The following is a 12920-nucleotide window of genomic DNA, read 5'->3' as shown; positions in this document are numbered from 1 at the left end:
CGCGCGGTGAACGCATGGCAGGCGAGCCAGACTCCCCCGAACCGAATCCATCCCGACGACCTGGACCTGCGCGCGCTGCTAGGGCCCATCCCGGACGCGGCGGCGGCCCTGGTGCTCTGGCATGACGCCGACTCGGTGCTGCTGCGTTGGAGCGCACTGCATGAGCTACTCGCCGGATCGCCCGAGCAGGCCGACACCCGAGCGGCTCAAGTTCCATCTGTCGAGCCGGTCGAACCCATCGAGCCGGTCGACCCAGCCCGCGCCCGCAACGACCGGATACTCACCTGGTACGACGAGCACGAAGCCAGCCGACCCGAGGTTGCTGCGCTGGACCGGGTACGGCTGGCCAAATTGGCGCATGCCAGTGCCGAGGCAGCCTCCGCAGTTCGCAGCTATCTGGCCGCCACGGGTGCAGGATCCGTGAGCGAGGAACTAGCCGAGGAGATCTCCAGAGTCCTGACTGGTGACGCCCACCAACCGGAATCGGTCATCGCCACCACCGAACTCCCTGCCACGCCACCGACCGACGCAGCTCAGCAGCCGGACGTCTTCTTCGCCGACCCCGGCATCTTCGTCGAGTTCGACTGGGATCACTGGGTCGAGACGGCCGAGCCTGGCTCGATCAGGGTGACGACGACAGGAGACGGGCAGCTGCTCACCTGGCCGACCGTGACCGACCAACCCTGTGTGCTCTACCGAGTGGTGTCCTCGCCGCTGACCTGGGCGACGATGGCCCCGGACCTGGCCACGCTGGTAGGCGTCACGGACCGACCCATGGCCAGGACGACGTTGCGAGCGGAATCCGCCGTAGCCTACCTGTCCGTGTTCGCGCATGGGGGAACCGATCAGGCCAGCGCCCGGGCAGCCCAGCCTCGCCTGATCGCCACAGGCCAGATCGTCTGGCCACCAACGAATTTCCGCCTGCGGGAGGACGCCGCCCGGCACGTCACGGCCGTGTTCACCGTGCCACCTGGGGCACATGTCGAGGTCCAGCGCAGACTGGCCACAGAGCCGCCCGGATACAGCCCGGCACGGCGGCTGGCGGCTTCGGCGACGGTTGCGAACACCGGATTCATCGACCCGGCTCCGCCCCTGGCGGTCGACGTCGTCTACGCGGTCTATTCCTCCATCGAGCTTCCGGGGGGGCAGAACGAGTTCTCCGATCCTGTCGAACAGAGGATTCGAGTCGTGCCCGACCCGGCTCCCCTGCAACTCACCGTAACCGAGGCCGAGCCTGGCTTCTACGACCTGAGTTGGCCGACCCCCGGCTTCGGATCGGTCGAGGTCTACATGCGAGAAACAGCGTTGGAGCCCGGCTTCGCCGACGCCGTCCGGTCCCGAGGACAGCTGGAGCAGCAGGGCTTGACCGACGACTTCCGCGTGCTCTACCCGCCACTCACCGAGGGCGGTCGTGAGGTCATCCGTGGATGCGCCTCGGCCCGTAACCGAGTACGCACCTACTTCGTGCTGGCCCATGTGGTCGACGAGGAACGGATCGGAATCGGCTCTGCGGTGGCGAAGGTGTTCGTGCCGCCGCCCGGCTCGGCTGAGATCATCGAGCGGGTGGATTCGGAGATCGTCACCTTCGCCTGGCCCAAGGGCGTGGGCAAGGTCGAGGTCTTCCAGGGGCCGCGCGGACAGCTGGACCTCGACCCCGCCGCCAATGAGCCTCTGATGTCTTTGACCGAGGCCGACTACATGAACAAGGGCGGCCTGCACTTCGCGGACTCGTTGCCGCCTAACGGATGCTCGTTGCACCTCTATGGCGTGGTGTTCACCCCGGAACCGTTGAGGTCCGTCCCAGTCATCCTGGACTATCCCGGCATCATCCGGGTCGAATACCGTCTGGTCAGAGTGGGGCCGAACGGGAACGAGGTGCCACCGAACCAGCCGGCCGCCGGATTGCGGGTGGAGATTCGCAGCGATGAGATGCTGCAAAACGTGCAGATGTGCCTGGTGCAGCACCCGAACAGGTTGCCCCTTCACCCCCAAGACTCCGGGGCTCGACTGCTTGCGGCGCAAGCGGTATCGATCACTCGTGGGACGGTTGGCGTCGCGTTCACGGCTCCGCTCGGCGGGTCACCGGGCTGGGTCCGGCTCTTCGTCAGCTCGCTCGACGAGGCAGGCTCCATCGCCATCCTCGACCCAGATCCCACCTATCTGTACTACGCCCAGCAGGTGACTCACACGTGATCAACCAGCAGCTCACCTTCGCCGCCGCGGACAGAATCCCCGGTCGGAAAACCTCCGGCTGGGGCATCTGCCATCGCAGTGGCAACGTCAACCCCAACGTCGAGCGCACCCTGGAGGAGGGGGTTACCCTCTCGTTGCCCACCACGATGCCCGACTTCCCCACACCGGCCGAACTTGCCCATCGGCCGGTCCGGTTGCGCTACCGCCACTCCCGGGTGTTCAACTGCGGGCTGTTCTGGCGTTCGGTGGAGGCAGGTCGTGATCACACCAACCGACCCGGGAACGTGTTCACCCATGCCGCGGCGCTGCAGATCCCAGCACACACGCGTCCGGCGGACTACCACGCTTCGCCGGATTGGCTGGCACCCTTCAGGCCGGAGCAGGTCCGATCAGCGATTCCCGGTGATGGCCTGCGCACAGCCTCGGTCCGCGGCGCGGACAGCGTCTTCGGCTGGCTGCACGGTCGGGGGGCCGACACCAGGAGCAGCGTTCCCTGGATGATCGACGCCATGCTCGGTGTCATCGGGGCTGGCCATCCGATCGCGATAAAGGTGGCTCACACCGAAGACGCCTTGGGTTGGATCTCGCTGTTCGGCTTGGTGCTGCCGACCCGGATGGCCAAGGCCGTGGCCTTCTCGAGCTGGGAGGACGCCCAATCGCTCGAGGGCTGCCTCGCCGCGGGTCACGAGCTGATCGGGATTCTCGACCCAGTAGTCGCCACGCATCTGCCGGGCTCGGTGACCCTTCTGGATCCGACCTGGTCGGTGCGCCCGGTCGACGACGGTGAGCGTCGTTGGCCCGTGCCGCGCGCCCGAGCTGTGCCGGTGAGCAGCTGGTCCGATGTCGTAATGGACCTGATCTGGCTGGAACCCGTCATCGCCAAGTCCGTTCTGGCCCAACGCGATGAGGCCTTTGCCCAGCTTCGCTCACTCGAGGTCGACCACATGGTTGCGGCCCGAGTGGGGCTTCAGGTGGGGATGTTGTCGACCCGCGGCGCTGTGGTCGTGGACCGCCAGCACGCCCTGGAGGCGCTCAACCTGACATCCCTGCCCCACGAGGCATTGGACCTGCCCGTCATCGCTCCTTTGGCGACAGAGATGGGTCTGGGGCAACGGCCGCGGATGGATCCGGTTGTGTCCAGATCCAGCCCTCAGGACAGGCACCACGTTTCGGGGATGGCACCGGAACCCGACTGGTCGCCGTCATCCGGTGCCGTGCAGCAGGTTGACCTGACCCGGTCGGTGGCAACGCCCACGACCCCGCCACCATCGCCCAGCGCGGCCCAGGTCGACGTGGTGCAGCGTCCCAGCATCGAGGTCGATCTGGAGAAGACCGCACCGATGCCGCTGCTCGAGCCAGACGATGAGCCGGAACAGACGTCACCCGTGGTTCGCGATCTTCTGGACGACCAGCCCTACCCAACGCCGACCTCCGCTGTCCAGGCGGCCCTGGTGCTGTCCAGGCTGGGGAAGCTCGAGAGCATCGTGGCGCCCCGCTGGGAACTGAACCGTCTGACGAGTCTGCCCTGGCCGGGGCAACTGGCCCTGCTCTACCTCATTGCGCTGGACGACGACGTCCTGCTGACCGATATCGAGCTCGCCGCGATCCACGAGGCAGTGTCGCCCCATCCCGAGGCCGAGCGATCTGCCCCCGCGCTGATGCTGTTGGCGGCGCGTGCCGACGTCGCCCACCCACCGGCCGATCACGGACACGACCGGGCCGGTGCGCCGTGGTACCGGTTCCTCGGCGGATATTGCGAACAGCTCGACCGCTACGACCTGGACTTCTTGACCTTTTACATCGATCCCCTCACGCGTCGAGTGACCTATCCGGGCAAGGATGCCTACGCCTACTCGCGCCAGATCATTGCCTGGGCGGGATCCCCACCGACGCTGTCGACATGGTCGTTGACCTGTCGTACTCGTGAAAATCTGGCGGTCATCGTGGCGTCAGTTCTCGACCCCTCCTTCTCCGCGGATCACAGGAGCTAGCCATGGCCATCGCCCAACTGACCGATGGTGGCATCGTTCCGCCGAGCCGGCCCGGCCCGCTGCACATCTCGGCCACCGGCCCGGCAACAGTGCGCATCGACCTGGTCTCGGCCACCGGGGAACCGGTTCCCCCGGCGCAGCGGGTGTCCGATGGGGCGTTCATCGTTCAGCCGTCCTCGATCGCCCCGGGCTCTGATCTGACGGTCGTGGCCAGCCCGATCCTGGGCGGGCCTTTCCCCCCGGGAAGCATGGTGGGGTTGACCATCACTCATCCGTCGATGCCACTGGATGACCTGGTTCTGCGCGAACCCGTGGACGCCTCCGGGCGCAGCACCGTGCAGCTGGTGACGCTGTCGGTGGCAACCGGATCCCTCGTGCTCCGCGACGCCTTCCGGCACCGCGTCGACCGACCGACGGTCCAACTCGCTGCCCGTTCATGGCACGAGACGGGTGGTTACGCCTACCACGCCGCTCACGCCAAGGCAGCCTCGCCGACCGGCCCGTGGGCGATGGTCATCGACGGGTCGGCCACCATGCTGGCTCCGGATCGGCGGACCGAGGTCGGCCGACTGATCGAAGTGGTCTTCGGCATCGCCGCAGCCGCCCGAGACGGCGCGCCGAAGGCAGTGCTCCGCACCCGTCTGGGTCGTGCGGACGACATCACGGCGCGGCTGGACACCGAGCAGGTCGACTGGGTCACGGGGCTGGGCGACCGACCCAGCCCGTGGGCCGCCGTGCTCCCTGCGGTCAAGCAGGCCGCATCGGCCATCGACCACAACGGCCTGGTCGTCGTGGTTGTGGACGGCGTCCCGCTCGACGCCGTGGAGTTGGTGGCGTGGGCGTGGGCCGCCCCAGCCTCACTGACCCTGCAGATCACGGGCATCGGCCGCTCACCGTTCGAGGCATCCGCCACGCATCGGCCGATGTATTGGTGGGACAACGAGTTCGAGGCCTTGGCTGCTCTCCCGACCATGGGACGGCATACGCTGGTCACCGTGAGCACGGAGGCTGGCGCCGCCGCGGTGGCCAAGGAGATTGCCATGGGTATGTTCAGCGCCACGGTCCGGAACACATGAACTGTCCCAGCTGCGCCACGGACATCGAGCGGGCTGGCCCGTGCCCGGAATGCGCCTTCGAGATCCCGCCGGAGTGGGCCTTGTCTCTTCGCATGTCGATGGCGATGACCGGAGCTCAGACCGCAGGCAAGACGGTTCTCATCGGGGTCATGATGCGAACCTTCGAACACTTCCTGAACCACCGGCACCACACCGTCCTGAAGCCCTTGCACGACACTAGGGAACGGATGGACTTGACGTACCCCAAGATCTTCCTCACCGGGGAGCTGCCGGGCGGGACGCCACCGGTCCAACCCAAACCCCTGCTGTGGTCGTTCCAGCTCCGCGGGCGGCCGATCTGCCTGGCGCTCACGGACGCGGCCGGCGAGCAGTTCGAGCGACTCACCCCGGACGATCCAACCTTCGCCTATCTCGGAGCAGTCGACCTGCTGGTGTCGATTGTCGACCCGCTCAAGGTGCCAAGCATCGTCGCGGTACTCGCGGGTGCCGGCGGCAGTATCCCATCGCACGCCGGCAACGATGTCGACGTGCTACAGAAGGTTCTTGCCGCCCGCCTAGCGCACGCAAGGCCTGATCGGGCGCAGTATCTCGGTATCGCGCTGAGCAAGTTCGACGAGCTGCAGGCGCTGCGCAACCATCCTGACGTCAACTGGCGGACGATCATGAATCGACCGGGCGCTGCGATGCAGCGCGATCCCTCGTTCACTTCGCTCTTCGACGACCCTCGCGACAGCAGCCTTCTGCAGCACGAGCTGACCGGTTTGCTCGAACATCTTCACGGCGGCCTGCTCATGGCCCTGGCCGCCGACTCAGGAATGGCCCCTCGGCTGTTCGCGACCGCGGCCCTGGGGCACCGACCGACAGACCGGGTGCACCCGGCAGGTGTGAGTCCCTACCGAGTCCTCGACCTCATCAAGGCACTCTGGACCATCCACGGGATCACGTCGTGACGCATCACCTGGCCAAGGGCGGAAACTGCGTCCTCGCGGCCGCAGGCGAACCCGGCTTCGCCACGGCCGTGGGCATCACCTGGAATGACCCCGCTGCCGACCTCGACGTCGTGGCCTTACTGTGCGGCCCGGACAAACGAGTGCTGAGCGACGCCCATTTCCTGTTCTGGAACCAGCCGACCTGCCCACAGCATCAGGTCTTCTTGCGTTGGGTGAACCGCGGGGAGCCCGCGCCGAACGTCGACCGTGCTCAGGTGCTGTTCAACCTCGCTGACCTTGATCCTGCCATCGAGCACATCTACCTCGCCCTGTCGACGATTGCCGAGGACTGCGTGATTGCATCAGGGGGAGGATTCTCGGTCAGCGTGCACAACCTGACCCAGGGCGTCGAGCATGCTGCGTACCGAAGCGTGACGCAGTACGCCCGCGAGACCTGCGCGATATTCGCCGAGGTCTACCGCTACAAAGGCCAGTGGAAGCTGCGCATTCACGACGCGGGATACTCCGCTGGCCTGGCCGCCTTCGGTCAGGACTACGGCGTGAACATCGACTGAGATGATGCAGATACGGCAAGGGAGACTGGTCGCTCATCGTGCCGATGACCTGTATTCGGTTCTCCCCCAACCGACCACTCGCGCAAACGGGGCACGCCGGTTCGTCGAGGCGATGGGCGCGACACTGTACGTTCCCGCGAGCCGACCCGACCTGGTCAATGACCTGGTGCAGGCCCGACGACGCGGCACCACAAGCGTTGTCCTGGACCTCGAGGATGCCGTGGCCGACCGCGATCGATCGTCCGCCCGTGAACGCGTGATGCAGACCCTTCGTCTCATGGACGACGACGCCGCCCCGGGGCTGGGCTTGGCCGACGTGGCTGTCTTCGTCCGGCTGCGGGCGACCGACGACATCGATGAGTTTCTCCAGACGTGTGGTCGCACCATCCGACGATTGACCGGGATCGCTCTTCCCAAGGCGACCCCGGCGTCGATCGACGCGACCGCCGCTGCGCTGGCCGGGGCCGAACACCGCCACCGAGGCGCTCTGCTGTCGCTGATGCCCATCGTCGAGACGCGAGAGTTCGTGCAGGCCCACGTGCGACACCAGGCCATCAGCGGGCTCCGGCAAGCACTCGACCGCCACAGCGAACGTATCCTGTGTGTTCGATTCGGCAGCACAGACCTGGCTGGGCTTCACGGCGTCCGCCGGACGCCAGACGTCAATGCGCACGAGGTGCACTTCCTCTCAGCGACAATCGGTGACTTGGTGAGCATGCTCGGGGGCGAAGGCGGCTATTGCGTCAGCGGCGGGGTTTGGGAACATCTCGTACGCCACACCCGGGTGCTGCGCCCCCAACTGCGTCAGACCCCCTTCGTCGAGGGCGAGCACCTGACGCGGATCTCGTCGCGCCAGTCCTTGATCGGGGCCAACCTCGACGGTCTGATCCGCGAGGTACTCCTGGATCGGGCTAACGGGCTGACCGGCAAATCGGTGATTCACCCCGACCAGGCCCTGGTCGTCTCGGCGATGGGGATCGTCGACCACGCCGAGTACCTGGATGCGGTCGAGATCCTCAGCGACCGATCCGGCGGGGCGCAGGCATCGGTCAACGGTCAACGGATGATCGAGTGTCGGCCGCATGGGTTCTGGGCCAGATCAACCCTGGACCGAGCGGCAGCATGTGGTGTGTTGCGCCCCGACCGCACCTTCGCCGATGCGTTGGACATCCATTTTGCGGAGGCGGACGCGATGGCGGGAATGCCCGGATGATCGAGGGCCTCGGCGCGGTCGGCTGGACCGTGTCCCGCGTGGACATCGGCGTGCGCATGCGCCGTGCGCATCCCACGTTGCCGGACATCGGTCTCGGGCTGCGTGAGAATCCGCGCCGAGTACAGCTTATCGTCACCCCGCCGTTGGCCAAGCACGTGCCCGTTCCTCCGGCAAGAGCCCTCTCAGCAGCCGCCTCTCTGGCGTCGGCGGTTCGGGACGACAGCTGTGTGCCGATCGATCTGGTCGTCGGATTCGCGGAAACCGCAACGGGATTGGCCATTCTGGTGGCTCAGTCTCTGGCCGGCTCGGACCCGATGGACATCATCCACTCGACCCGAGTCCCTGTGTCTCGCCACCCGCACCCAGCTGCGCCGTGTCGTTCACCGAAGACCATTCGCATGCCGCGGACCATGAGCTGCAACCAGCCCAGGCAGGGTTCCTGACCGGACGTCGACACATCCTCCTGGTGGATGACGAGGTGACCTCCGGTCGCATGGTCGCCAACCTCGTGCGCGAGCTGGTGTCCGGCAATCCCGGCTGCCAGTTCACTCTGGCCTGCTTGATCGATGCTCAACCGCACCCCCAGGCAGTGGCCGAGATGGCGGCGTCCCGCGACGTCCAGCTTCGCCTGGTGGCCCTGGCGAGAGTCGAGGTGACAGTAGCGGAGTCGGCCCGCGACCAGGTTGCGGTCGTGGCGGAGACGATGCCACGGGCCGACCCGCCGTCACGTCCCCCGCGCGCCATCGCCTGGGTGGATGCCGAGCCGCCGTGGTCACCGCCCCGCCACGGTCTGTCCGTCACCGCCGACGCGGGACGTCAGGCCGCGGTGCAGATCGCGATGGCAGCTCGAAACGCAGCGCCGGGCGCCCAACGGATCTGGATCCTGGGCATCGAGGAACAGATTGCGGTACCAGTGCACATCGGCGCCGCTTGGCACGAACTCGATCCCAGCGCCCGAGTCACGGTGAGCTCGACAACCCGCTCACCAGCTCACGTTGTCGACGATGCCGCCTATCCGCTTCGGACGGTGATCGGTTACGGCGGCCGAGGGTCAGCTGCTCGCTTCGTCTACAACGTTCCGATGGACTGCCACCTCACCGTCGTCGTCCCCGATCACGACGGTGACGATCCGACCCGCACCTGCTCGCCCAGCTTCCCGGCGAGATCGTCGTCGTCAGATGGATTGAGCAGGGACACGGTGCGGCATGACGGATGCCGCCCGAACCTTGGTGAGCGGACGAGCCGGACTGTAAGCCGGATTCTGTATCCGCCGGTTGCCCGGCGGATGGCGACCATCCATCTACGAACACCGTTGCCGGTGCCCTCCTGCGGCCTACCCGGAAGCTCGGGCGGGCCGCCCTCGAACGCTTCCTGTCTGGCCTTGCTCCGGGTGGGGTTTACCGAGCCGCGACGGTCACCCGCCACGCTGGTGGTCTCTTACACCACCGTTTCACCCTTACCGGCGCCGACCCCGAGAGGTCGAACCGGCGGTCTGTTCTCTGTGGCACTGTCCCGCGGGTCACCCCGGGTGGGTGTTACCCACCACCCTGCCCTGTGGAGTCCGGACTTTCCTCGGCGAGCCCTCCCCCGACCAGCGGGATCGTGCTCGACGCGGCCGCCCGTCCGGCTCGTCCGAGGCCAGCGTACCCATATCGAGAAGCTCCCCCGGACGTCGGCCTGGCCAGTCGCTCCTGACCGCACCTCAGCTGACGACGAAGGTGACCGCTCCCCGGTCGAGATCCACGGCGTCCAGCCGCACCCGCACCGGGTGCCCGAGCCGGGCGCGGCCCTGCGGGTCGCGCACCGAGGCCAGGACCGCCGGGTCGAGCAGCTGCACCTTGGCACCTGAGTGGTTGCGGTCGACGACCACCGCGTCGAAGTCCTGCCCCACCCGATGGGCCAACACGGCCGCCTCGACCAGGTCCGTCGAGCGGCGCTCCAGCTGACCGGCCAGATGATCCGAGGTGGCCATGAGCTCGGGCAGTTCGCCGAGCGCCTCCAGCACCCAGCCCGGCACCGGGCGACCCGCGACCAGGGCATGGCAGGTCACCAACCCGAACCGGTCGACCAAGCGGCGCAACGGCGCGGTCACGTGGGCATAGGACGCCGCCACCGCAGCATGCGTCGTCACCACCGGCGGGGGCGATCCCGGCGCGAGCGGGGTGTAGCCGGCCCCTCGGAACAGCGCGCCCGCCTCGTGCATCAGGGCCAGTTCGCGGGGGACGTCGCGGCGCAGCGAGCGCAGCAACTCGCCGTAGCTCTGCTCCACGGGCCAGCGCACGCCGAGAGCAGCAGCCTGACGCCGGAACCGCTCCAGGGCCGCCGGGTCCGGCGCGGGCAGGGTGCGCAACAGACCCACCCCACCGTCCAGCATGATCGTGGCGGCAGCCATGCCGGTCATCAGCGACAGCTGCGCGTTCCAGTCCTCCGAGGCCAACGCGGGGCGCAACACCAGGCGGTAGTGACCGTCCACGGCGTCCACCTGCTGTTCCGGCAACGGCAGGCTGGCGCCGCCGCGGAGGCGCTCCAAGCCCATTCTCGCCAAGCCGATCTCACGCAACAGCACCGCTTGACGAACCAACAGCTCGGCATGGTCGTCCACCACACCGGGGTGAGCATCGGCGGCCTGCTGCACCTGGGCGTAGTCGAGCCTGGCCCGGCTGCGTACCAGGGCGCGCACCAGGTCGATGCCGAGCAGCTCGCCGGTGGCGGACAGCTCGAACCGCCACACGAACGCCGGCCGATCCTCCCCCGGCAACAGGCTGGCGGCATTCTCGCTGAGCACCGGCGGGTGCAGCGGGATCCGCCGGTCGGGGGCGTAGAGCGTCTGCCCGCGCGAGCGCGCCGTCCGGTCGATCAGCGAGGACGGCGCCACGAACGCGGGCACGTCGGCGATCGCATAGTCGACCTGGTAGCCGCCGTTCGAACCGGGCCGTCGCCGCAGCGCCATCGCCTGGTCGAGGTCGGTGGAGCCGGGTGGATCGACCGTGACGAACTCGAGGTCACGCAGGTCGGCCCACGAATCGCCGGCATCGCCGGCCACCTGCGCGCTGGCCAGCGTCGCCGCGGCGAGCACGTCGGGTGGGAATTCCTCGGGGATCTCGAGCTCGTGCCGAATCCGCGCGAAGCCGGCGGCCAGGTGAGCCACCGATGCCTCGCGCCCGGTGAGCCGCACGGTACGCCGAACCATGGCGGCACCCTACGCGGCGGCTCACGCCTGAGCGGTGCCCTGGGCCAGTTGGGGGGCTCTGGCAGGCCGCGGGGCATCGCGCCGCTGACCGGACAGCCGCGCCAGGACCGGGCCGCTCACCGCGAGGATGAGCACATAAGCGGCAGCCAATCGACCGACCTCGGGAATCCCAGCCGTGGCGGCGAGCCCGGCGATGACCAGCGAGAACTCACCCCGGGCCACCAGGATCAGGCCGGCCCGCCACCGTCCACGCGGTCCGACACCGTCACGCCCGGCGGCATACCAACCAGTCATGATCTTGGTCAGCGCCGTCACCACGGCCAGCGCGAGCGCCACGAGCAGCACGCCTGGCAGGTCGGCGGGGTCGGTGGTGTAGCCGAACGACAGGAAGAACGCCGCCGCGAAGAGGTCGCGCAACGGGTCGAGCACCCGGCGGGCTGCCTCAGCGGTTGCCGTCGGAATCGCCATGCCCACCAGGAAGGCGCCGACCGCCGCGGAGATGCCCACCCGCTCGGCCAGCCCGGCGACCACCAGGGTGAGCCCCAGCGTGCGCAGCATGACCTGTTCGTCGGAGTCGTGCGTGAGCAGCCGCTCGAGGTGGGGGCCGGCTCGGCGTGAGAGCACCAGGATCGTGACCACCGACACCAGCGAGATGCCCACCCCGAGGGCTCCGGACGTCGCACTGCCACCGACCAGCAGCACCGCCAGGATCGGCAGGTAGACCGCCATGGCGATGTCCTCGAGCACGAGCACCGACAACACCGAGGGGGTCTCGCGAAAGCCGAGCCGGCCCAAGTCGACCAAGGATCGAGCCACGATGCCCGAGGAGGAGATCCAGGTGATGCCGGCCAGGGCCACCGTCCCCGCGAGCGGCAGTCCCAGCAGGATTCCGGTCAGCGCTCCGGGAGTCGCGTTGAGCACCAGATCGACCACCCCGCTCGGTGCGTGCCGACGCACCGACTGGGCGAACTCCGCAGAGGAGAACTCCAGCCCCAGGGTGAGCATCAACAGGACGACGCCGATCCCCGCGGAGAACTCCAGGAACTCGGCGGCCGAGGGCGCGGGGAACAGGCCACCTTCACCCACAGCCAGACCGGCGAGGAGGAACAGCGGCACCGGGGACAGCCCGATGCGCCATGCCAGCGCACCGGCCGCTCCGAGGATGAGCAGCAGGATCCCGATCTCGACGAAGAACGCCGGGTCGACGTGCATCAGCCGACGCCGCCGATCAGGGCGCAGGGCGGGCGAGGATCTCGCGCACCCCGGCGATGCCGTCATCGGTGCCGACGACGACGAGGACGTCGCCTCCGCCCAGCCGCTCGTCCGGCCCTGGCGAGGCGAGCACCGACGAACCGCGCACCAACGCGACGATCGAGGCACCCGTCAGGGTCCGGGCACGCGTCTCGCCCAGCAGTCGACCGTCGAACCGTGAGCCGGCGCGCACCACGACCTCGGCGGCGCTCAGACCAGGGATCTCACGGGTCAGGTCGGCGAATCTCGCCGCGATCCGTGGGCCGCCGAGCAGCTCGGCCAGAGTCTCGGCCTCGGCCGCCGTCAGGGTCATGAGGTTGGTGCAGGCGTCCGCATCGTCCGGACCGTAGACCATGAGGTCGATCCGCCCGTCCCGCCGGGCGACCATCCCCACTCGGGTCCCGGTGCGCGTGGTGAACTCGTACTTGATCCCCACTCCGGGCAGTAGCGTCTCGCTGACATCCATGGGTGCACCCCACCTCCGCGGCCATCCTCGCTCATG

Annotated in this window: 10 protein-coding genes, 1 other RNA gene and 1 pseudogene; 8 read left to right on the top strand and 4 right to left on the bottom strand. The window is 68.2% G+C overall.

What is annotated here, in order from left to right; all coding sequences use genetic code 11:
• Positions 1-6 precede the first annotated feature (6 nt).
• The 8 genes and pseudogenes from IPK24_20060 to IPK24_20025 all read left to right on the top strand — a co-directional run bounded on the left by IPK24_20060 (position 7) and on the right by IPK24_20025 (position 9085).
• On the top strand, positions 7-2193 hold the full coding sequence (locus tag IPK24_20060; protein ID MBK8077785.1) for a hypothetical protein: 2187 nt from the start codon (positions 7-9) through the stop codon (positions 2191-2193).
• Complete coding sequence (locus IPK24_20055; protein MBK8077784.1) at positions 2190-4184, top strand: hypothetical protein; 1995 nt, start codon at positions 2190-2192, stop codon at positions 4182-4184. Before IPK24_20060 ends, IPK24_20055 begins: the two co-directional genes overlap by 4 nt.
• A 2-nt stretch (positions 4185-4186) precedes the next feature.
• Positions 4187-5260 carry a hypothetical protein gene (locus IPK24_20050; GenBank protein MBK8077783.1) on the top strand — a complete coding sequence of 358 codons (1074 nt, stop codon included), beginning with the start codon at positions 4187-4189 and terminating at the stop codon, positions 5258-5260.
• A 227-nt stretch (positions 5261-5487) separates the two neighbouring features.
• Complete coding sequence (locus IPK24_20045; protein MBK8077782.1) at positions 5488-6210, top strand: hypothetical protein; 723 nt, start codon at positions 5488-5490, stop codon at positions 6208-6210.
• A complete protein-coding gene (locus IPK24_20040; GenBank protein MBK8077781.1) occupies positions 6207-6764 on the top strand; it encodes a TerD family protein in 558 nt (185 codons plus the stop codon). The genes IPK24_20045 and IPK24_20040 overlap by 4 nt, the downstream gene beginning before the upstream one ends.
• Positions 6765-6876: 112 nt before the next feature.
• Positions 6877-7977, top strand: a complete 1101-nt coding sequence (locus IPK24_20035) for an HpcH/HpaI aldolase/citrate lyase family protein (protein ID MBK8077780.1) — start codon at positions 6877-6879, stop codon at positions 7975-7977.
• A complete protein-coding gene (locus IPK24_20030) occupies positions 7974-8420 on the top strand; it encodes a phosphoribosyltransferase domain-containing protein (GenBank protein MBK8077779.1) in 447 nt (148 codons plus the stop codon). The genes IPK24_20035 and IPK24_20030 overlap by 4 nt, the downstream gene beginning before the upstream one ends.
• A 155-nt stretch (positions 8421-8575) precedes the next feature.
• A pseudogene (locus tag IPK24_20025) lies at positions 8576-9085 on the top strand (TRSP domain-containing protein).
• Between the two features lie 126 nt (positions 9086-9211).
• On the opposite strand, the gene rnpB reads toward IPK24_20025, so the two are convergent.
• The 4 genes from rnpB to IPK24_20005 form a co-directional block, all read right to left on the bottom strand.
• An RNA gene (gene rnpB / locus IPK24_20020) (RNase P RNA component class A) lies at positions 9212-9608 on the bottom strand.
• 71 nt (positions 9609-9679) lie between these two features.
• Positions 9680-11167 (bottom strand): RNB domain-containing ribonuclease, encoded by a 1488-nt coding sequence (locus IPK24_20015; protein ID MBK8077778.1) that lies wholly within the window; start codon positions 11165-11167, stop codon positions 9680-9682.
• A 21-nt stretch (positions 11168-11188) separates the two neighbouring features.
• Positions 11189-12379 carry a cation:proton antiporter gene (locus tag IPK24_20010; GenBank protein ID MBK8077777.1) on the bottom strand — a complete coding sequence of 397 codons (1191 nt, stop codon included), beginning with the start codon at positions 12377-12379 and terminating at the stop codon, positions 11189-11191.
• A 16-nt stretch (positions 12380-12395) separates the two neighbouring features.
• On the bottom strand, positions 12396-12884 hold the full coding sequence (locus IPK24_20005; protein ID MBK8077776.1) for a cation:proton antiporter regulatory subunit: 489 nt from the start codon (positions 12882-12884) through the stop codon (positions 12396-12398).
• Positions 12885-12920 lie beyond the last annotated feature (36 nt).

The sequence above is a fragment of the Kineosporiaceae bacterium genome, assembly GCA_016713225.1.
GTDB lineage: Bacteria > Actinomycetota > Actinomycetes > Actinomycetales > Kineosporiaceae > JADJPO01.
The sequence above is the reverse complement of the archived record's forward strand: the minus strand, read 5'-3'. Positions and strand labels throughout refer to the sequence as shown.